Genomic DNA, 20,607 nt, shown 5'->3' with positions numbered 1-20,607 from the left:
CATGGCAGTCAGCGCCAACCGACTTGAATTGCTTCAGATCGCCGACGCCGTCGCACGCGAAAAGTCGATCGACCGCGGCATCGTCATCGCGGCGATGGAGGACGCCATCGCCAAGGCGGCGCGCGCCCGTTACGGCAGCGAGACTGACGTTCATGCCGAGATCGACCCGAAGAAGGGCGAGCTGCGGCTGTCGCGCCACATGCTGGTGGTCGACAAGGTCGAGAATCACTCCAACCAGATCTCGCTGGTGGACGCGCAGCGCGCCAATCCCGGCGCCCAGGTCGGTGACACCATCGCCGACACCCTGCCGCCGCTGGAATATGGCCGCATCGCCGCGCAATCGGCCAAGCAGGTGATCGTGCAGAAGGTGCGCGAGGCCGAACGCGACCGGCAGTACCAGGAATTCAAGGACCGCATCGGCGACATCGTCAACGGCGTCGTCAAGCGCGTCGAATATGGCAGCGTGATCGTCGATCTCGGCCGCGGCGAAGCCATCATCCGCCGCGACGAGATGCTGCCGCGCGAGGTGTTCCGCAACGGTGACCGCGTCCGCGCCTATATCTTCGACGTCCGCCGCGAAACGAGAGGCCCGCAGATCTTCCTCTCCCGCACCCATCCGCAGTTCATGGCGAAGCTGTTCGCGCAGGAAGTGCCGGAGATCTATGACGGCATCGTCGAGATCAAGGCGGTGGCCCGCGATCCGGGCTCGCGCGCGAAAATCGGCGTGATTTCCCGCGATTCCTCGGTCGATCCGGTCGGTGCTTGCGTCGGCATGCGCGGCTCGCGCGTGCAGGCCGTGGTGAACGAGCTGCAGGGCGAGAAGATCGACATCATTCCCTGGTCGCCTGACATCGCGACTTTCGTGGTCAACGCGCTGGCGCCGGCGGAAGTCTCCAAGGTCGTCATCGACGAGGACCGCGAGCGCATCGAGGTCGTGGTGCCCGACACCAACAACCAGCTCTCGCTGGCGATCGGCCGCCGCGGTCAGAACGTGCGCCTGGCCTCGCAGCTCACCGGCTGGGACATCGACATCCTGACCGAGCAGGAGGAATCGGAGCGCCGCCAGGCCGACTTCGAGAACTCCACCCGCGTCTTCATGGAATCGCTCAACGTCGATGAGGTGGTCGGTCAGCTCCTGGCGTCCGAAGGCTTCACCTCGGTCGAGGAGCTCGCGATGGTGGACGTCAAGGAGCTCGCCGGCATCGAGGGCTTCGACGAGGAGACCGCGCAGGAGCTGCAGAACCGCGCCCGCGAATATCTGGAGCAGCAGGAAGCCGAGCTCGAGGCGAGGCGCAAGGAGCTCGGCGTCGAGGACGCGCTCAAGGACGTGCCCGGCGTGACCTCGAAGATGCTGGTGAAGTTCGGCGAGAACGACATCAAGAGCGTCGAGGACCTCGCCGGCTGCGCCACCGACGATCTGGTCGGCTGGACCGAGCGCAAGGAAGGCAGCGAGCCGACCAAGCACGCCGGTGCGCTGGACGGCATCGACATCTCCCGTGACGACGCCGAAGCGATGATCATGCAGGCCCGCGTCAAGGCCGGCTGGATCACCGAGGCCGATCTCGCCAAGCCCGCCGAAGAGGCCGAGGCGACCGAAGATCAGCCGGCTTAAGGGCAAAGGAGAATGTCGCCCGGATGCTCGCAGATTCCGACCTCGAACTTGACCATGGGCCGCGGACCGAAAGGTCCGCGACCATGCGCATGTGCGCGGTCAGCCGCGAGGTCCGGCCGATCGACGAGCTGATCCGCTTCGTCGCATCGCCTGACGGACAAATAGTTCCCGATCTCAAGCGCAAGCTACCCGGACGCGGGATGTGGCTCACCGCCTCACGCAAGATGGTTGCGGAAGCGGTGCGGCGTCACCAATTTAGCAAAGCCTTCAAGCGCGAGCTGCGCATCCCTAAGACGCTTCCCACCGACATCGAGGCGCTCCTGGTCCGGAGCGTGACCGAAGCCCTTGGGATCGCCGCCAAGGCGGGCCAGGTCGTGGCCGGTTTCGGCAAGGTCGAGAGCGCCCTTCGGGAAGGAACGGTCGAGGTCCTGATCCATGCCAGCGACGGGGCCGCGGACGGAATCCGCAAATTGGACATGCTGGCGCGTCAGAATGCCGGGAATCGCGGTGCTAAGGCGCAGATTCCCGTCGTCACCGCTCTGAAATCGGTAGAATTGGATTTGGCACTGACCCGGTCAAATGTGATACATGCTGCCCTGCTCGCGGGCCCGGCGAGCAAGTCATTCCTGTCACGTAGCCAGATCCTGGTCCGATACCGGATGGCGGACGACAAGACTGTCGAAAAACCCGGCCAGGATTTCTGAGAGACACGACGACCCAATTGGATGGTGCGGCAACGCACAACACTGATAAATCAGGATTAGGACTGCTGAATGGTTGATACCAAGACCCCTGGCGACAAGAAGCTGAGCGTTCCGAGCAAGACGCTATCGCTCAAGCCGCGCGTCGAAACGGGCACCGTGCGCCAGAGCTTCAGCCATGGCCGCAGCAAGCAGGTCGTGGTCGAGAAGCGCGGCAAGCGCCGCATTGGCGACGGACCCGAGCCGCACGCGCCCGAGGTGACGGCAAAGCCCGCGCCGGCCGCACCCGCCGCGCCTTCGCGCCCGGCTCCGCCCCCGCCGCGCAACGCCGGTTCCGGCGTGGTGCTTCGTACCCTCACCGAGGACGAACGTTCGGCCCGCGCCAGTGCGCTGGCCGATGCCAAGCTGCGCGAAGTCGAGGAGCGTCGCCAGGCCGAGGAAGAGGCCCAGCGCCGCGCCGCCCGTGAGGCCGCCGAGCGCGCCGAGCGCGAAGCCGCCGAAGCGCGCCGCAAGGCCGAGGAAGAGCGGCATCGCCACGAGGACGAAGCCAAGCGCAAGGCCGAGACCGAGGCCAAGAAGCGTTTTGGCGAAGGCGAGCAGCCGGCCGCGCCGCGTCCCGCCGCCGCGGCACCGGCCGTGCCTGCGCCGCGCCAGGGCACCACGACGGCACGCCCGGGAACCACGACGGCGCGTCCTGCAACCACGACCGCGCAGCGTCCGGGTGGACCGGCTGGCCGCGGCCCCGCCGTTGCGGCCGAGCCTGACGACGACGAGGCGCCGCGCCAGATCCGTCGCGGACCCGGCGGCGCTGCGCGTCCTGCGGCAGCCCCAAAGACCACGCACAAGCCCGGCCCGCAGAAGGAGCGCGGCCGACTGACCGTCGTTACTGCGCTCAATGCCGACGAGGTGCGCGAGCGCTCGATCGCCTCGTTCCGTCGCCGCACCCAGCGCCTGAAGGGCCACGCCTCGAACGAGCCGAAGGAAAAGCTGGTCCGCGAGGTGACCATTCCGGAGGCGATCACCATCCAGGAACTCGCCAATCGCATGTCCGAGCGCGCGGTCGACGTCATCCGCATGCTGATGAAGCAGGGCGCGATGCACAAGATCACCGACGTGATCGACGCCGACACCGCGCAGCTGATCGCCGAAGAGCTCGGACACACGGTCAAGCGCGTCGCCGCGTCCGACGTCGAGGAAGGCCTGTTCGACACGGTCGACGATTCCACCGACACCGAGACGCGCTCGCCGGTCGTGACCGTGATGGGCCACGTCGACCACGGCAAGACCTCGCTGCTCGACGCGCTCCGTCATGCCAACGTGGTCTCCGGCGAAGCCGGCGGCATCACCCAGCACATCGGCGCCTATCAGGTGGTCTCGCCGGAAAGCGGCAAGAAGATCACCTTCATCGACACGCCCGGCCACGCCGCGTTCACCGCGATGCGCGCCCGCGGCGCCAAGGTCACCGACATCGTCGTGCTGGTGGTCGCGGCCGACGACGGCGTGATGCCGCAGACGGTCGAAGCCATCAACCACGCCAAGGCGGCGCGGGTGCCGATCATCGTTGCCATCAACAAGATCGACAAGCCCGACGCCAAGCCCGAGCGCGTGCGCACCGAGCTGCTCCAGCACGAGGTGCAGGTGGAGTCGTTCGGCGGCGACGTCGTCGACGTCGAGGTATCCGCCAAGAACAAGACCAATCTCGACAAGCTGCTCGAGATGATCGCGCTGCAGGCCGAAATCCTCGACCTGAAGACCAATTCGCAGCGTCCGGCCGAAGGCACGGTGATCGAGGCCAAGCTCGATCGCGGCCGTGGTCCGGTCGCGACCGTGCTGGTGCAGCGCGGCACGCTTCGCGTCGGCGACATCATCGTTGCCGGTGCCGAAATGGGCCGCGTCCGCGCGCTGATCTCCGATCAGGGCGAGACCGTGCAGGAGGCCGGCCCCTCGGTGCCGGTCGAAGTGCTCGGCTTCAACGGCCCGCCGGAGGCCGGCGATCGTCTCGCGGTGGTCGAGAACGAAGCCCGCGCCCGCCAGGTCACAAGCTATCGCGCGCACCAGAAGCGCGAGAACGCGGCAGCCTCGATCTCCGGCATGCGCGGCTCGCTCGAGCAGATGATGTCGCAATTGAAGACGGCGGGCCGCAAGGAATTTCCGCTGATCGTCAAGGCCGACGTGCAGGGTTCGCTCGAAGCCATCCTCGGCTCGCTGGAGAAGCTCGGCACCGACGAGGTCGCCGCCCGCATCCTGCATGCCGGCGTCGGCGGCATCTCGGAATCCGACGTGACGCTGGCCGAAGGCTTCAACGCCGCGATCATCGGCTTCTCGGTTCGCGCCAACAAGGAGGCCGCTGCGGCCGCCAAGCGCAACGGCATCGAGATCCGCTACTACAACATCATCTATGACCTCGTGGACGACGTGAAGAAGGCGATGAGCGGTCTGCTCGCGCCGACCTTGCGCGAAACCATGCTGGGCAATGCCGAGATCCTGGAGATCTTCAACATCTCCAAGGTCGGCAAGGTCGCCGGCTGCCGCGTCACCGACGGCACCGTGGAACGCGGCGCCAATGTGCGCCTGATCCGCGACAACGTCGTCGTGCACGAAGGCAAGCTGTCGACGCTGAAGCGCTTCAAGGACGAAGTGAAGGAAGTCCAGTCCGGCCAGGAATGCGGCATGGCCTTCGAGAACTACCACGACATGCGTGCCGGTGACGTGATCGAGTGTTATCGCGTGGAGACGATCCAGCGCTCCCTGTAAGTCCAAATCTTACCGAAGCGTTCGGATCTTTTTGAACTGAGATTGCGGGAGTGCGATGGCCGGATTTTTCCGGCCATCCACCCCTCTTCGTTTCAACAGGACAAATGACAATGCCCGTGTCGCAGGATGCGGGCATGACGAGGTGATTTTCGAAAATGCCACGGCATCATCAGAAGAAGAGTTCCGCGCCCGGCGGCTCGCAGCGTCAGCTGCGCGTCGGCGAGCAGGTTCGCCACGCGATGGCCGATATTCTGGCGCAAGGCAATGTGCATGATGCCGACCTCGAAGGTCACATCATCACCGTGCCGGAGGTGCGGATGTCGCCCGACCTGAAGCTCGCGACGGTCTACGTGATGCCGCTCGGTGGCCGCGACACCGAGATCGTGATCACCGCGCTCGAGCGCAACAAGAAGTTCTTGCGCGGCGAGGTCGCGCGGCGCGTTAACCTGAAATTTGCACCTGACATTCGCTTCCGCGTCGACGAACGATTCGACGAAGCGGAACGGATCGAGAAGCTTTTGCGAACACCTGCGGTGCAGAAGGACCTCGCACAGGACCTGGAACAGGATCCGCATTCGGATCGGGAAGAAGAGCAATGAATATGGACCCGGCTCACGGCACGATCGACGGCAACGACACCGATCAGCGCGACGTGCAGAACAACAATTTCGCGGAGAAGGGCGGCAATTCGCCGCCGCATCAGGAGCCGCGCCGCGTCAACAACGATCCGCGCGCCAAGCAGCAGAAGGGCAACCAGCCTCGCCGCGACCGCCGCGACGTCCATGGCTGGGTCGTGCTCGACAAGCCGATCGGCATGACCTCGACGCAGGCGGTCGCCGTGCTCAAGCGGCTGTTCAATGCCAAGCGCGCCGGACACGCCGGCACGCTGGATCCGCTCGCCTCCGGGGGCTTGCCGATCGCGCTCGGGGAAGCCACCAAGACCGTCCCCTTCGTGATGGACGGCCGCAAGCGCTACCGCTTCACGGTCTGCTGGGGCGAGGAGCGCGACACCGACGACATCGAGGGCCGGGTGACCGCGACCTCGGACCAGCGCCCGAGCCGGGAGGCGATCCTGGCCCTACTGCCCCGCTTCACCGGGGTGATCGAGCAGATCCCGCCGCGCTATTCGGCGATCAAGGTCCAGGGCGAGCGCGCCTATGACCTCGCCCGCGACGGGGAGGTCGTGGAACTGGCGCCCCGCCCGGTCGAGATCCACCATTTAACCCTTGTAGATCAACCAGATAACGACCGGGCCGTGTTCGAGGCCGAATGCGGCAAGGGCACCTATGTCCGGGCGCTCGCCCGCGATATGGGCCGGATTCTCGGCACTTACGGCCATATCTGCGCGCTGCGGCGGACCCTGGTCGGCCCATTTGGCGAAAACGACATGATTCCGCTGGATCAGTTGGAGGCTTTGTGCGATAGAGCCGCGTCCGGCGAGGGCAGCCTCGCCGACGCGCTTTTGCCCGTTGAGACCGCGCTGGACGACATCCCGGCACTGGCCGTCACTCGGGCTGATGCGGCAAGGCTCCATCGGGGCCAGGCCGTTTTGTTGCGCGGACGGGATGCGCCCACTTGTAGCGGCACAGTCTATGTCACGGTGGCAGGCCGTCTTTTGGCGCTTGCCGAAGTTGGCAATGGCGAAATCATCCCCAAGCGTGTGTTCAACCTGACCGGCCTGACTGCCAGCCCCGGTCGCAACGAGAGAAATTGACGATGTCGATTGCCGCAGAACGCAAAGCGGAAGTCATCAAGACGAATGCCACCAAGGCCGGCGACACCGGCTCGCCCGAGGTTCAGGTCGCGATCCTGTCGGAACGCATCAACAACCTCACCAACCATTTCAAGACCCACGTGAAGGACAACCATTCGCGTCGCGGCCTCTTGAAGCTGGTCTCGACCCGCCGCTCGCTCCTCGACTATCTCAAGAAGAAGGACGAGGCACGGTACAAGGCGCTGCTCGAGAAGCACAATATTCGTCGTTAAGCTCCTGCGCGCGCCACCGGCGCGCGTTTTCGCACGTGGTTTCGAACGAAAGCGCTTTCTTTAAAGGTTTTTGCTCGAGGCTGCGTGCGCGTCGGGTGTGAGTCGTTGAGGATTCGCATCCGGGCATGAAGAGCGAAGACCACGGTTCGGTGTTCGCATTCGTGCCGACTGACAGTCCAGCAGCAATCCGGCGGCTGGGCACAACGGGCAAGGCGCCCGTATGACCCGAAAGGATGGACGCCATCCGATATCCAAAAACCATGGCAGGATCGCAGGACGCTGATCATCCGCTCCGATCAGCGCCCCGCAATCTTGCGCATGGTTTTTGTTTTTGGAAGCGTCCCTTCTTTCGAGAACCCATGAAAGAAGACCTCTATGTTCAATAAGCATTCAGTCGAGATCGACTGGGGCGGACGCCCACTCAAGCTCGAAACCGGCAAGATCGCCCGCCAGGCCGACGGCGCCGTCGTCGCCACCTATGGCGAGACCGTGGTGCTCGCCACCGTCGTCGCGGCGAAGGCGCCGCGCGAAGGCGTCGACTTCCTGCCGCTGACCGTCGACTACCAGGAAAAGGCCTACGCTGCGGGCCGCATTCCCGGCGGCTATTTCAAGCGCGAGGGCCGTCCGACCGAGAAGGAGACGCTGGTCTCGCGCCTGATCGACCGTCCGATCCGCCCGCTGTTCGTCGACGGCTGGCGCAACGAGACCCAGGTGATCGTCACCGTGCTGTCGCACGACATGGAGAACGATCCCGACGTCGTGGCGATGGTCGCGGCCTCCGCCGCGCTGACGCTGTCCGGCGTGCCGTTCAAGGGCCCGATCGGCGCCGCCCGCGTCGGCTTTGCCAATGACGAGTTCATTCTCAACCCGACGCTGGACGAGATGGTCGACACCCAGCTCGATCTCGTCGTCGCCGGCACGGCCGACGCCGTGCTGATGGTGGAATCGGAAGCCAAGGAACTGAACGAAGACATCATGCTCGGCGCGGTGATGTTCGGTCACCGCCACTTCCAGCCTGTGATCAACGCGATCATCGAGCTCGCCGAGAAGGCCGCCAAGGAGCCGCGCGAAGTCACCGTGATCGACAATTCGGCGCTCGAGAAGGAAATGCTCGGCCTGATCGAGCAGGAGCTGCGCGCCGCCTACGCGATTCCGATCAAGCAGGAGCGTTATGCCGCCGTCGGCGCCGCCAAGGAAAAGGTGATGGCCCACTACTTCCCGGAGGGCCAGGAGCCGAAATACGACAAGCTCCGTGTCGCCGGCGTGTTCAAGGAGCTCGAGGCCAAGATCGTCCGCTGGAACATCCTCGACACCGGCAAGCGCATCGACGGCCGCGACAGCAAGACGGTGCGCAACATCGTCGCCGAAGTCGGCGTGCTGCCCCGCGCCCATGGCTCGGCGCTGTTCACCCGCGGCGAGACCCAGGCGATGGTCGTGACCACGCTCGGCACCGGCGAGGACGAGCAGTACATCGACGCGCTGTCGGGAACGTACAAGGAGACGTTCCTGCTGCACTACAACTTCCCGCCCTTCTCGGTCGGCGAGACCGGCCGCCTCGGCGGCACCAAGCGCCGCGAGATCGGCCATGGCAAGCTGGCCTGGCGCGCGATCCATCCGGTGCTGCCGCCGCACCATGAATTCCCCTACACCACGCGCGTGGTGTCGGAGATCACCGAGTCGAACGGCTCGTCCTCGATGGCTTCGGTTTGCGGCGCATCGCTGGCGCTGATGGATGCGGGCGTGCCGCTGAAGCGGCCGACCGCGGGCATCGCGATGGGCCTGATCCTCGAGGACAAGCGCTTCGCGGTTCTCTCCGACATCCTCGGTGACGAGGACCATCTCGGCGACATGGACTTCAAGGTCGCCGGTACCGAGCAGGGCATCACCTCGCTGCAGATGGATATCAAGATCGAGGGCATCACCGAAGAGATCATGCGCGTCGCCCTTGGCCAGGCCAAGGAAGGCCGCATCCACATCCTCGGCGAGATGGCCAAGGCCCTCACCGCCGCGCGCGCCGAGCTCGGCGAATACGCGCCGCGCATCGAGACCTTCAAGATCGCCACCGACAAGATCCGCGAAGTGATCGGCACCGGCGGCAAGGTGATCCGCGAGATCGTCGAGAAGACCGGCGCCAAGGTCAACATCGAGGACGACGGCACCGTGAAGGTCGCCTCCAGCGACGGCGAGGCAATGAAGGCGGCGATCAAGTGGATCAAGTCGATCGCGTCCGATCCGGAAGTCGGCCAGATCTATGACGGCACCGTCGTCAAGGTGATGGAGTTCGGCGCCTTCGTGAACTTCTTCGGCTCCAAGGACGGCCTCGTCCACATCAGCCAGCTTGCGGCGAACCGCGTGCAGAAGACCTCCGACGTCGTCAAGGAAGGCGACAAGGTCAAGGTCAAGCTGCTCGGCTTCGACGATCGCGGCAAGACCCGCCTGTCGATGAAGGTGGTCGACCAGACCACCGGCGAGGACCTCGAGGGCAAGGACAAGGCCGAGGGCGAGAAGGCGCCGCGCGAAGCGGCCGGCGAGTAAGGTCTCGCGATCAGCTAGAAATACGAAGGGCGGCCGAAAGGCCGCCCTTTTTGTTTGTGTCCGCTCCGGGGAGTGCTGCGCCCCCTCTCCCGCAAGCGGGAGAGGTGTCACGCTCACGCCGCGATATCGTAGCGGTCGAGGTTCATCACCTTGGTCCAGGCTTTGGCGAAGTCCTTGACGAACTTCTCCTTGGCGTCCGAGGTGGCGTAGACCTCGGCAAAGGCGCGGAGCTGCGAGTGCGCACCGAAGATGAGATCGGCGCGGGTGCCGGTCCACTTCACCGCATTGGTCTTGCGGTCGCGCCCTTCGTAGCTGCCGTCGGCCGCGGCCGTCCACTGCGTGCTCATGTCGAGCAGGTTGACGAAGAAGTCGTTGCTTAGCGTTCCCACCTTTGTGGTGAACACGCCGTGCTTCGAACCGTTCGCGTTGGCACCGAGCACACGCAGGCCGCCGACCAGCACCGTCATCTCGGGGCCGGTGAGCCTTAGCAGCTGCGCGCGATCGACCAGAGCTTCCTCCTGCTGCATGAACTGATGCCGCTTGCCGATGTAGTTGCGGAAGCCATCGGCGCGCGGCTCCAGCGGTGCGAAGGAGGCCGCGTCCGTCTGCTCCTGCGAAGCATCCATGCGGCCCGGCGTGAAGCCAACCTTGACCTCGACGCCGGCATCCTTGGCGGCCTTCTCGACCGCGGCGGTGCCGCCGAGCACGATGAGGTCCGCAAGCGAGACCTTCTTCGCGCCGGATGAGGCGTTGAAGTCCTTCTGGATCGCTTCGAGCTTGCCGAGCACCTTGGAGAGCTGGGCCGGCTCGTTCACTTCCCAGTCCTTCTGGGGGCTGAGGCGGATGCGCGCACCGTTGGCGCCGCCGCGCTTGTCGGAGCCGCGGAACGTCGAGGCCGACGCCCAGGCGGTCGAGACCAGCTCGGACACCGAGAGGCCCGAGGCCAGGATCTTGGTCTTCAGTGCAGCGATGTCCTGCTCGCCGACCAGCTCGTGATCCACGGCCGGAATCGGGTCCTGCCAGATCAGCGTCTCCTTCGGCACTAGCGGGCCGAGATAGCGCTGGATCGGGCCCATGTCGCGATGGGTGAGCTTGAACCAGGCGCGGGCGAAGGCGTCCGCGAACTGATCCGGATGCTCCAGGAAGCGTCGCGAGATCTTCTCGTAGGCGGGATCGAAGCGCAGCGACAGGTCCGTCGTCAGCATAGTCGGCCGGTGCTTCTTCGACTTATCGAAGGCATCAGGAATGATCGCCTCCGCGCCCTTCGCCACCCACTGGTTGGCGCCGCCCGGGCTCTTCGTCAGCTCCCATTCGTACTTGAACAGGTTCTCGAAGAAGTTGTTGCTCCACTTCGTCGGGGTCTGCGTCCACGTCACCTCGAGACCGCTGGTGATGGAATCACCTGCGAGGCCCGAAGCGTGCTTGCTCTTCCAGCCGAGGCCCTGATCTTCCAGCGCACCGGCTTCCGGCTCCGGGCCGACCAGCGACGGATCACCCGCGCCATGGGTCTTGCCGAAGGTGTGGCCGCCGGCGATCAGCGCGACGGTTTCCTCGTCGTTCATCGCCATGCGGAAGAAGGTCTCGCGGATGTCCTTGGCCGCGGCGACCGGGTCCGGCTTGCCGTTCGGGCCTTCCGGATTGACGTAGATGAGGCCCATCTGCACGGCGCCGAGCGGCTCGGCGAGCTGGCGTTCGCCGCTGTAGCGCTCATCGCCGAGCCAGGTGCCTTCCGGGCCCCAATAGAGCTCTTCCGGCTCCCAGACGTCGGCGCGGCCGCCGGCAAAGCCGAAGGTCTTGAAGCCCATCGATTCCAGCGCGACGTTGCCGGCGAGCACCATCAGATCGGCCCAGGAAATCTTGCGGCCGTATTTCTGCTTGATCGGCCACAGCAGACGGCGGGCCTTGTCGAGGTTGGCGTTGTCGGGCCAGGAGTTGAGCGGGGCGAAACGCTGCTGACCGGCGCCGGCGCCACCGCGGCCGTCGGTGATGCGGTAGGTGCCCGCGCTGTGCCAGGCCATGCGGATCATGAGGCCGCCGTAGTGACCGAAGTCGGCGGGCCACCATTCCTGCGAATCCGTCATCAGGGCCGTGAGGTCCTTGATGACCGCGTTCAGGTCGAGCGACTTGAACTCCTTGGCATAGTCGAATTCCTTGCCCATCGGATCGGACAGATCGGAATTCTTGTGCAGCACCTCGATGTTGAGCTGCGTCGGCCACCAGTCGCGGTTTGTGCGCGTGGGTTTTCCGCCCGAAAACGGGCACTTCGAAGTGTCGTCCATGAATACCTCCTCTGGCGGCGTCGAACTCGCCCTTGACCAGGTAGAACCACTCTAAGCGCCGCGTCCTATCAGGGGAAGTTGACTTTAGTGATCGCTGCGATAGGATTTTCTGATGATCAATCTGACGCTGCGCCAGCTCCGGTATTTCGACGCGCTGGCCCGTCACGGCCATTTCGGCCGCGCGGCCGAGTCCTGCTCGATCTCGCAGCCGGCCTTGTCGATGCAGATCAAGGAGCTGGAGGAGGCGCTGGGCGGCCTGCTGCTGGAACGCAGCGCGCGGCAGGTCGCGCTGACCCGGTTCGGCGAAGAGCTGGCGCAACGGGTCCGCGACATCCTGCGCTCGGTCGACGAGCTCGGCGATTTTGCGCGCGCGTCGCAGGACCGCTTCGCCGGCCGTCTGCGCATCGGCATGATCCCGACCATCGCGCCCTACCTGCTGCCTAAGATCACCAAGAACCTCACGCGCATGCATCCGGAGCTCGACATTCGCGTGCGCGAGACCATGACGCCGCGGCTGATTCAGGAGCTGGTGGAGGGACGGCTCGACACCGCCATCGTGGCGCTGCCGGTGTCCGAGCCCTCGCTCACCGAGGTCGCGCTGTTCGAGGAGAAGTTTCTGCTGGTACGGCCGGGCGCGGATGAAGGCACACCGGTGCCGTCACGCGAGATGATGCGCGAGATGCGGCTTCTGCTGCTCGAGGAGGGGCACTGCTTCCGCGACCAGGCGCTCTCCTTCTGCAACATGCAATCGGCACCGCCGCGCGAGATGCTGGATGCGAACTCGCTGTCAACACTGGTGCAGATGGTCAGCGCCGGCATCGGCGTCACCCTGATCCCGGAGATGGCGGTGCCGGTGGAGACGCGCTCTGCCACGGTCTCGCTGGCGCGCTTCCGCGACCCCGAGCCGTCGCGCACCATCGGCATGGTCTGGCGCAAGACCAGCCCGCTGGCGCGGCAGCTGCTGCAGATTTCCGAGGTGGTGTGCCTGTCGGCCGGCAAGGTGCGCGCGCGGCAATCCGTGCGCCAGAAGGCTTGACCGGCGGATGCCGCATCCGATCATCCGCCCCGCCCGCTCCGACGAGTACGACGAGATCGGCCGGGTCTGGATGGAGAGCTGGGTCTCGACCGGGCTCGCCGAAGCCAGCGACTTCCTGCTGGCGAACTTGCGTGCGCGCATCAGGCGCGAGATCGAGAACGGCTGGAGCCTGTTCGTCGCCGACGATCGCGGAACGATCGCCGCGATGCTGGCGCTGCATCTGCCAAAGCTCTATCTCGACATGCTGTTCGTCGCGCCCGCCTATCAGGGCCGATCGCTCGGCCGGCAATTGCTCGCCTTCACGCGCACGCAAATGCCCGACGAGATGTATCTGCGCTGCGTGCGCGAGAACGAAAAGGCTTGGCGCTGGTACGAGCGCGAAGGCTTTGTGTTCGAGAAGGAACAAATCGAGCCGTCGAACGGGTTCGTGATGAAGTGTTACAGGTGGAAGCGGAGGACCATCGACGCGTAGTGCGCCGAGACGCTCACCTTGCGGTTGTCATCGGCTCGCTCTAAGACTTATCTCAACTCCTCATCGAACATCTTCCAAGCTCGTGATCGCCGCCGATTCCATGTTTCGCATCTGTTTGACCGTGATCTCTCTGTTTGGCCTCATCAGTGTCGCCGCGGCGCAGCCTGCACCGCCATCGGCTACGCCAACGTCGCGCCCAGCCAAGGGCGCAACTCCGAAAGGCACACCGAATCCCAAGCAGGCGGGCGCTGCAGACGCTGGCCCATGCGAGATCGGTCTCCTGGCCGCGCCGGCCAATCGTTTCGGCGTTCAGCAGGTCGGCTTCACCATGTTCGGCAACGAGTACACACCTGTCCCGATCGAGAGTTGGGGACTGGACGATCTCATCCTGTCGCGGCTTCGCGCGGCCGCAGCCGGAAAGTCGGTGAGGCGAATTGCGTATTCGCCCGCTGCTTTCGCGCGTGCCGTGGAATCGGGATCGCCGATGCTGCGTCGGAACCCGGAACGACAGGAGTTCGTTCAGCAGAGCGCCGCCACCACCAGATGTCAACGCTATGTCCTGGTCGAGCGATACCAGAACCGCTTCAGCAATACCAACCAGTCCGTCGAAGGCTTTGGCATCGTCAAATGGGGAAACCCCATCAAGCGTCGCACGTTCCTGTTCGCGTTGACCTACATCACCGTGTATGACGGGCAATCATTCGAGGCCATCAACAAGGGCGCCGCAAGCCTGGATGACGAGCCGATGATGTCCCGCCTGATCGGGATCAACCCCATCAGTGGTCCGAACAAGGAATTGGACGAGGCGGTCTTTCCATCGGCTCCCACCGAGGTGGCGGCTAACGCAAAGCTGCGCGACGGTGTCCGTGCATTATTGACGACAAGCCTCGACCGGACATTACCACGACTGCTCCAGCAATAAGGCCCTCACCATGATCAAGCTCTATTGGTCGCCCCGTTCGCGCTCGTTCACGACGCTTTGGCTGATGGAAGAGAGCGGCCTGCCCTATGAGCGCGTGCTGACCGACATCTCGACCGGCGCGCAGAAGGCGACGGACTATCTGAAGATCAACCCGATGGGCAAGGTGCCGGCGCTGACCGACGGCGAGGCCGCGCTCGGCGAAGCCGCCGCGATCTGCGCCTACATCGCCGATCGTTATCCCGAGACTAGGCTCGCGCCCGCCGTGACCGACCCGCGCCGGGCGCGCTATCTGCAATGGCTATTCTTCTCGCCGGGCTGCATTGAGCCCGCCATCATCCAGATCTTCACCAAGATCGAGGTCCCGACCTCGACCGCGGCCTGGGGCAGCGCGACGCAGGTGTTCGACGTGCTGGAAGCCGCACTCGAAAAGGGTCCGTGGATTCTCGGCGAGGACTTTTCCGCCGCCGATATCGTGATCGGCGCCGGCCTGAATTTCGCGGTGCGCCTGTTCAAGATGGTGCCGTCGCGCCCGGCGTTCGATGCTTACCTCGCGCGCTGCACGGCGCGGCCGGCGTTCCAGCGCGCGGAGAAGATTGCGGCGGGATAAGCAGGCTCTCGTAGGGTGGGCAAAGCGAAGCGTGCCCACCGTTTGGTCGCGATTATCGAGAGATCGTGGGCACGTCGCTTGCGCGCCTTTGCCCACCCTACGGAGTCCTATTCCGACGCCTTCAAATCGTCCGGCCGCGGCATCAGGATGACGTTGTAGCCGGAATCCACATAATGGATCTCGCCGGTCACGCCGCCGGAGAGATCGGACAGCAGATACAGCGCCGAGCCGCCGAGTTCGTCGAGCGTGACGCCGCGGCGAAGCGGCGAATGCTTCTGCATGAAGGCAAACATCGCGCGCGCCTCGCCGATGCCGGAGCCGGCCAGCGTGCGGATGGGGCCGGCGGAGATCGCATTGACGCGGATGCCGCGCGGTCCGAAATCGGCGGCGAGATAGCGCACGGAGGCTTCCAGCGCCGCCTTGGCCACGCCCATAACGTTGTAGTTCGGCATCGCGCGCTCCGATGCGCCGAAGGTCAGCGTGACCATGCTGCCGCCTTCCGTCATCAGCTCGGCGGCGCGCTTTGCGACCTCCGTGAACGAGAAGCAGGAGATCACCATGGTGCGCGAAAAGTTCTCGCGGCTGGTGTCGGCATAGCGGCCCTTGAGCTCGTTCTTGTCGGCGAAGCCGATCGCGTGGATGACGAAGTCGAGCTTGCCCCACTTTTCGCGGAGCCCCGCGAAGGTGGCATCGACGCTGGCGATGTCCTCGACGTCGCAAGGCAGCACGAGATCGACGCCGAGCTGCTCCGCCAGCGGCTTGACGCGCTTGCCGAGCGCCTCGCCCTGGAAGGTGAAGGCAAGCTCGGCGCCGTGGGCATGAAGCGTCCGCGCCATGCCCCAGGCGATGGAATGATCATTGGCGATGCCCATGATCAGACCGCGCTTGCCTTTCATCAAGTCCTGCATCGTGGCTCCCACAATTCCCCTGTCATCGCCCGCCTTGTGCGCACTGCGCATTGGGCCGGCGATTCAGCATTCCAGAGACGGTCGAGTTAGATCGAACGGCCGCGGCGTACTGGATGCCCCGCTTTCGCAGGGCACGACCGCGGCAGCAAGATCACGCATCCAGCCGGCTGAACACCAGCGTGGCGTTGGTGCCGCCGAAGCCGAAGGAGTTCGACAGCACGGTGCCGATCTTGGCGTTGTCGATACGCTTGCGCACGATCGGCATGTCGGCGAACACGGGGTCGAGCTCCTGGATATGCGCGCTCTCGCAGATGAAGCCGTTGTTCATCATCAGCAGCGAATAGATCGCTTCCTGCACGCCGGTGGCGCCGAGCGAGTGGCCGGTCAGCGCCTTGGTCGCCGAGATCGGCGGGCACTTCTCGCCGACGCCGAACACCTTTCGGATCGCCTCGATCTCCGGCGGATCGCCGGCCGGCGTCGAGGTCGCGTGGGGGTTGATGTAGTCGACCTTGGTCTTCACCGTCGACATCGCCATGCGCATGCAGCGCTCGGCGCCTTCGCCCGACGGCGCCACCATGTCGTGGCCGTCCGAGGTCGCGCCATAGCCGACGACCTCGCCATAGATGCGCGCGCCACGCGCCTTGGCATGCTCGAGCTCTTCCAGCACCAGCACGCCGGCGCCGCCGGCGATGACGAAGCCGTCGCGATTGAGATCGTAGGGACGCGAGGCCGTGGCCGGCGTGTCGTTGTACTTCGAGGACATCGCGCCCATGGCGTCGAACAGCACCGACAGCGACCAGTCCAGTTCCTCGCAGCCGCCGGCGAAGATGACGTCCTGCTTGCCGATCTGGATGGTCTCATAGGCATTGCCGACGCAATGGTTCGAGGTCGCGCAGGCCGAGGAGATCGAATAGTTCACGCCCTTGATCTTGAACCAGGTCGCGAGCGTCGCGGACGCCGTCGAGGACATCGCCTTCGGCACCGCGAACGGGCCGACGCGCTTCGGGCCCTTGGAGCGGGTGATGTCGGCGGCTTCGACGATGGTGCGCGCCGACGGACCGCCGGAGCCCATGATGATGCCGGTGCGGATGTTGGAGACTTCGTCGGGCGACAGGCCGGAATCCTGGATCGCCTGCTCCATCGCGATGTGATTCCACGCCGCGCCCTGGCCGAGGAAGCGCATCGCGCGGCGGTCGACCACCGTCGACGGATCGAGCGACGGCTCGCCTTGCACCTGCGAACGGAAGCCGAGCTCGGCATATTTCTCAGCCCGCGAAATGCCCGACTTCGCCTCGTGAAGGCTCGCAAGCACTTCCTGGGTGTTGTTTCCGATCGACGAGACGATGCCCATCCCGGTGACCACAACCCGCCTCATGACAGCCTCGCCTCAATCGTTGTCTTCTGGTGATGCGCTCAGCCCAGGCTCGTGCCCTGCTTGAACAGGCCGACCTTCAGATCCTTGGCGCGATAAATAATCTGGTCATCGACCGAAAGCCACCCGTCGGCGATGCCGAGCACCAGCTTCGAACGCATCACGCGCTTGATATCGACGTTGTACACAACCTTGCGCGCTTCCGGCAGCACCTGGCCGCTGAACTTGAGCTCGCTCAGGCCAAGAGCCCGGCCGCGGCCTTCGCCCCCGGTCCAGCCGAGGTAAAAGCCGACCATCTGCCACAGCGCATCGAGGCCGAGGCAGCCGGGCATGACGGGATCGTTCTTGAAGTGGCAGCCGAAGAACCAGAGGTCGGGCTTCACGTCGAGCTCGGCGCGCACCAGGCCCTTGCCGAACTCACCGCCATTGTCGTTGATGTCGGTGATGCGGTCGAACATCAGCATCGGCGGCAGCGGCAGCTGGGCATTGCCTGGGCCGAACATCTCGCCGCGGGCACAGGCCAGCAGATCTTCGTAGTCGTAACCGTTGCGCCTGTTCAGCATTCACGAGCCTCTGTTCAAATCCCGATTGAGCGGCGTTCCTGGCAAAAATGGGCCCCGTCTCGATCGGACAGCAACGCCAATTGCCACCGCCGGCCGCGACTTGCGCAAGCTTCGCATGGACTGCCGACCGGGCCTCCATGCCCGGCTGCGCCAAAATCGGCTAAGCGGAACCGCGCGCTCTCTAACACAGGCCATTTCGGGTGGCAAAGCGCAGAGATGAAGGTAAAATGACGCGCTCCCCAGCCGGTTCCAAGTCTGATTAGAACCTCTCTAGTTGCGAGAAACTTGCATCTGCATCTTTCTGTTCTTATATTGCAAAGAGATATTGTTCACGCGTGCCCGAAATCTTGGAAATGAACGAGAATATCGCGTCCCAACACGACGACGACCATGCCGCGGCCCTCCTGTCCGGCCGCCAGCCGGCCCTGACCGGGTGTCCCTGGCACGACGTCAACGAGATGCTGCAGTCCGCAGGGTTGCGGCCGACGCGCCAGCGCATGGCGCTGGGCTGGCTGCTGTTCGGCAAGGGCGCACGCCACCTCACGGCTGAAATGCTCTACGAGGAGGCCACCCTCGCCAAGGTCCCGGTGTCGTTGGCCACCGTCTACAACACGCTGAACCAGCTCACCGATGCCGGCCTGCTGCGCCAGGTCAGCGTCGACGGCACCAAGACCTATTTCGACACCAACGTGACCACCCACCACCATTACTATCTCGAGAACAGCCACGAGCTGGTCGACATCGAGGATCCGCATCTGGCGCTGTCCAAGATGCCGGAGGTGCCCGAGGGCTACGAGATCTCCCGCATCGACATGGTCGTGCGCCTGCGCAAGAAGCGCTGACCATCAGTGTAGAACTGCTGAATTCGTCATCATGGCCGGGCTTGTCCCGGCCATTCTAGTTTGCACCGTCATTCCGGGCTGGTCCGAAGGACCAGACCCGGAAATCTCGAGATCCCGGGCTCGATGCTGCGCATCGCTTCGGGATGACGCGTATCGGCGTCAGTTGACCTGCTCGTCGGCGTAGACGCCCCAGAGGCGCTCCTGCTGGATCCAGCCGTCGAAGCCATTGCCGATGACGCGGCACCAGCCTGCCGTGCATTTCTTGACCTGGGTGACGACGCCGGCCTGGAGCTTGGCCGCAACCGCACTGTCGGGATCGGGCCGGTCATAGATCGGGGCGAGGTCGTCCTTGTGCTTCATGGTGACGACCGCAGTGCGGCGGCCCGACAGCAGCGAGTGATAGACCCAGCCCTCGGCGCCTTCGGAATCGCGCACCCGGCGCCAGTTCTCGAACTCGGCGGTAATTTCGACCGGCAGGCCGGCGCGGGTGTAGACCCAGGCGACGTCATTGTCCTTGGTCGGGCCGGCGCGGACGTTCACGTGATCCGATTTGAGGCTGACATAGCGCGGCACCGGCAGGCCGCTGGTGGTCTGCGGGGTGTTGTCCTTCGCCGCATGCGCGGGGCCGACCGAGGCGCTCAACCAGGTGCAAACGAGCGCCATCACCGAACAAAAACGCCCCAACGCCATCAACCCGTCTCCTTCGAAGACCCGGCAGACCGGGCCCTCACCCCAAATTCCAAAACCCTGCCGCGCCTGCCCCTTCTGCCCGCCCCACGCGGGTTCCAAGCCTTAAGCCGTGGTTCTTGTCTTGGCCCGGCCTTCTGCTAGAGAGAACGGGCACTTGAGCAACCAATTGGCCCCGATTTTCCGGCCGGAAATGTCGGGTGAGCTTGGAGGAAACGCCGGGGACGGACACGGCAAGGGCAGTGTCGAACAACCGGGTTAATGAGGCCTCAACGACCGGCCTTTGGCGACAGAGGCGGCCTGCGACGCCTCATGAGAGCAGGACATGTCGGTGAAGAAAAAGCCCCTCGTCGTGGTGACGCGCAAGCTGCCGGATTCGATCGAGACGCGGATGCGCGAATTGTTCGATGCGCGGATCAATCTCGACGACACGCCGATGTCGCCCGAGCAGATCGCGGAAGCCGCCCGCACCGCCGACGTGCTGGTTCCGACCGTGACCGATCACATCAGCGCCGAGGTGGTGAACCAGCCCGACTGCAAGCTCCGCCTGATCGCAAATTTCGGCAATGGCGTCGACAATATCGATGTCGCAGCCGCCCATGCCCGCGGCATCACCGTCACCAACACGCCGAAGGTCCTGACCGAAGACACCGCCGACATGACCATGGCGCTGATCCTGGCGGTGCCGCGGCGGATGATCGAAGGCGCCTCGATCCTGACCGAAGGCAAGCCCTGGGCCGGCTGGTCGCCGACCTGGATGCTCGGCCACCGTATCGGGGGAAAACGTCTCGGCATCATCGGCATGGGCCGCATCGGCCAGGCGGTGGCGCGCCGCGCCCGCGCCTTCGGCCTGCAGATCCACTATCACAACCGCCGTCCCGTCGCCCCCGTGATCGCCGAGGAGCTAGGGGCGACTTATTGGGAAAGCCTCGACCAGATGCTGGCGCGGATGGACATCATCTCAGTGAATTGTCCGCACACGCCGGCGACCTATCACCTGCTCTCGGCGCGGCGGCTGAAGCTGATCCGCAGGGACGCCTATATCGTCAACACCGCGCGCGGCGAGGTCACCGACGAGGACACGCTGATCAAGCTGATCGAAGGCGGCGAGATCGGCGGCGCCGGCCTCGACGTCTACGAGCACGAGCCCGCGGTCAATCCGAAGCTGGTGCGGCTCGCCAGGGCCGGCAAGGTCACGCTGCTGCCACATATGGGCTCGGCCACGATCGAAGGCCGCGTCGAGATGGGCGAGAAGGTGATCATCAACATCCGCACCTTCCTCGATGCCCACAAGCCGCCGGATCGCGTGCTGCCTAGCATGCTGTAAGGCG

General features: G+C 64.9%; 18 protein-coding genes. 13 read left to right on the top strand and 5 right to left on the bottom strand.

The features are described 5' to 3' along the window. The first annotated feature begins 1 nt into the window (after nucleotide 1). The 7 genes from nusA (at nucleotide 2) to pnp (ending at nucleotide 9,588) form a co-directional block, all read left to right on the top strand. On the top strand, nucleotides 2-1,612 hold the full coding sequence (nusA, locus tag HZZ16_RS13925; protein WP_197949020.1) for a transcription termination factor NusA: 1,611 nt from the start codon (nucleotides 2-4) through the stop codon (nucleotides 1,610-1,612). Between the two features lie 23 nt (nucleotides 1,613-1,635). Continuing rightward, nucleotides 1,636-2,316 carry an RNA-binding protein gene (locus HZZ16_RS13920; protein ID WP_197949019.1) on the top strand — a complete coding sequence of 227 codons (681 nt, stop codon included), beginning with the start codon at nucleotides 1,636-1,638 and terminating at the stop codon, nucleotides 2,314-2,316. Nucleotides 2,317-2,385: 69 nt separating this feature from the next. After that, the gene (infB, locus tag HZZ16_RS13915; protein WP_197949018.1) at nucleotides 2,386-5,067 is read left to right on the top strand and encodes a translation initiation factor IF-2; all 2,682 of its coding nucleotides are present in this window, start codon (nucleotides 2,386-2,388) and stop codon (nucleotides 5,065-5,067) included. 155 nt (nucleotides 5,068-5,222) lie between these two features. After that, entirely contained in the window at nucleotides 5,223-5,666 is a 444-nt protein-coding gene (rbfA, locus tag HZZ16_RS13910) for a 30S ribosome-binding factor RbfA (RefSeq protein ID WP_197949017.1), read from the top strand. Further along, nucleotides 5,663-6,781 (top strand): tRNA pseudouridine(55) synthase TruB, encoded by a 1,119-nt coding sequence (gene truB, locus HZZ16_RS13905; RefSeq protein ID WP_197949016.1) that lies wholly within the window; start codon nucleotides 5,663-5,665, stop codon nucleotides 6,779-6,781. The genes rbfA and truB overlap by 4 nt, the downstream gene beginning before the upstream one ends. A 2-nt stretch (nucleotides 6,782-6,783) precedes the next feature. Then, nucleotides 6,784-7,053 (top strand): 30S ribosomal protein S15, encoded by a 270-nt coding sequence (gene rpsO, locus HZZ16_RS13900; protein WP_008540131.1) that lies wholly within the window; start codon nucleotides 6,784-6,786, stop codon nucleotides 7,051-7,053. A gap of 375 nt (nucleotides 7,054-7,428) precedes the next feature. Beyond that, nucleotides 7,429-9,588 carry a polyribonucleotide nucleotidyltransferase gene (gene pnp / locus HZZ16_RS13895; protein ID WP_197949015.1) on the top strand — a complete coding sequence of 720 codons (2,160 nt, stop codon included), beginning with the start codon at nucleotides 7,429-7,431 and terminating at the stop codon, nucleotides 9,586-9,588. A 113-nt stretch (nucleotides 9,589-9,701) separates the two neighbouring features. On the opposite strand, the gene katG is transcribed toward pnp, so the two are convergent. Beyond that, nucleotides 9,702-11,867 (bottom strand): catalase/peroxidase HPI, encoded by a 2,166-nt coding sequence (katG, locus tag HZZ16_RS13890; RefSeq protein WP_197949014.1) that lies wholly within the window; start codon nucleotides 11,865-11,867, stop codon nucleotides 9,702-9,704. A gap of 112 nt (nucleotides 11,868-11,979) precedes the next feature. Here katG and HZZ16_RS13885 point away from each other — a divergent pair, with 112 nt between their 5' ends. The 4 genes from HZZ16_RS13885 to HZZ16_RS13870 all read left to right on the top strand — a co-directional run bounded on the left by HZZ16_RS13885 (nucleotide 11,980) and on the right by HZZ16_RS13870 (nucleotide 14,904). Further along, nucleotides 11,980-12,903, top strand: coding sequence for a hydrogen peroxide-inducible genes activator (locus HZZ16_RS13885; protein WP_197949013.1), 924 nt, complete (start codon nucleotides 11,980-11,982; stop codon nucleotides 12,901-12,903). Between the two features lie 7 nt (nucleotides 12,904-12,910). Further along, the gene (locus tag HZZ16_RS13880) at nucleotides 12,911-13,375 is read left to right on the top strand and encodes a GNAT family N-acetyltransferase (RefSeq protein WP_197949012.1); all 465 of its coding nucleotides are present in this window, start codon (nucleotides 12,911-12,913) and stop codon (nucleotides 13,373-13,375) included. 82 nt (nucleotides 13,376-13,457) lie between these two features. Beyond that, the gene (locus tag HZZ16_RS13875) at nucleotides 13,458-14,297 is read left to right on the top strand and encodes a hypothetical protein (RefSeq protein WP_197949011.1); all 840 of its coding nucleotides are present in this window, start codon (nucleotides 13,458-13,460) and stop codon (nucleotides 14,295-14,297) included. Between the two features lie 10 nt (nucleotides 14,298-14,307). Further along, nucleotides 14,308-14,904 (top strand): glutathione S-transferase family protein, encoded by a 597-nt coding sequence (locus tag HZZ16_RS13870; protein WP_197949010.1) that lies wholly within the window; start codon nucleotides 14,308-14,310, stop codon nucleotides 14,902-14,904. Between the two features lie 107 nt (nucleotides 14,905-15,011). Here the strand turns inward: HZZ16_RS13870 and fabI are convergent, their stop codons facing one another. From fabI to fabA, 3 genes are all read right to left on the bottom strand, one after another. After that, nucleotides 15,012-15,812: an enoyl-ACP reductase FabI gene (gene fabI / locus HZZ16_RS13865; protein ID WP_197949009.1), complete on the bottom strand. Its 801-nt coding sequence runs from the start codon at nucleotides 15,810-15,812 to the stop codon at nucleotides 15,012-15,014. A gap of 151 nt (nucleotides 15,813-15,963) precedes the next feature. Further along, nucleotides 15,964-17,187 (bottom strand): beta-ketoacyl-ACP synthase I, encoded by a 1,224-nt coding sequence (fabB, locus tag HZZ16_RS13860; protein WP_036024480.1) that lies wholly within the window; start codon nucleotides 17,185-17,187, stop codon nucleotides 15,964-15,966. 38 nt (nucleotides 17,188-17,225) lie between these two features. Continuing rightward, complete coding sequence (gene fabA / locus HZZ16_RS13855) at nucleotides 17,226-17,747, bottom strand: bifunctional 3-hydroxydecanoyl-ACP dehydratase/trans-2-decenoyl-ACP isomerase (RefSeq protein WP_197949008.1); 522 nt, start codon at nucleotides 17,745-17,747, stop codon at nucleotides 17,226-17,228. 353 nt (nucleotides 17,748-18,100) lie between these two features. On the opposite strand from fabA, the gene irrA reads away from it, so the two are divergent. Beyond that, nucleotides 18,101-18,589, top strand: coding sequence for an iron response transcriptional regulator IrrA (irrA, locus tag HZZ16_RS13850; protein ID WP_197949007.1), 489 nt, complete (start codon nucleotides 18,101-18,103; stop codon nucleotides 18,587-18,589). 159 nt (nucleotides 18,590-18,748) lie between these two features. Here irrA and HZZ16_RS13845 read toward each other — a convergent pair whose 3' ends face one another. After that, nucleotides 18,749-19,279 carry an SH3 domain-containing protein gene (locus HZZ16_RS13845; RefSeq protein ID WP_197949006.1) on the bottom strand — a complete coding sequence of 177 codons (531 nt, stop codon included), beginning with the start codon at nucleotides 19,277-19,279 and terminating at the stop codon, nucleotides 18,749-18,751. A 322-nt stretch (nucleotides 19,280-19,601) separates the two neighbouring features. On the opposite strand from HZZ16_RS13845, the gene HZZ16_RS13840 reads away from it, so the two are divergent. After that, the gene (locus HZZ16_RS13840) at nucleotides 19,602-20,603 is read left to right on the top strand and encodes a 2-hydroxyacid dehydrogenase (RefSeq protein ID WP_197949005.1); all 1,002 of its coding nucleotides are present in this window, start codon (nucleotides 19,602-19,604) and stop codon (nucleotides 20,601-20,603) included. Nucleotides 20,604-20,607: the final 4 nt, after the last annotated feature.

Origin of the sequence: Bradyrhizobium glycinis, from assembly GCF_016031655.1 — a bacterium.
GTDB lineage: Bacteria > Pseudomonadota > Alphaproteobacteria > Rhizobiales > Xanthobacteraceae > Bradyrhizobium > Bradyrhizobium glycinis.
This window is presented reverse-complemented; position numbering and strand designations above follow the sequence as displayed.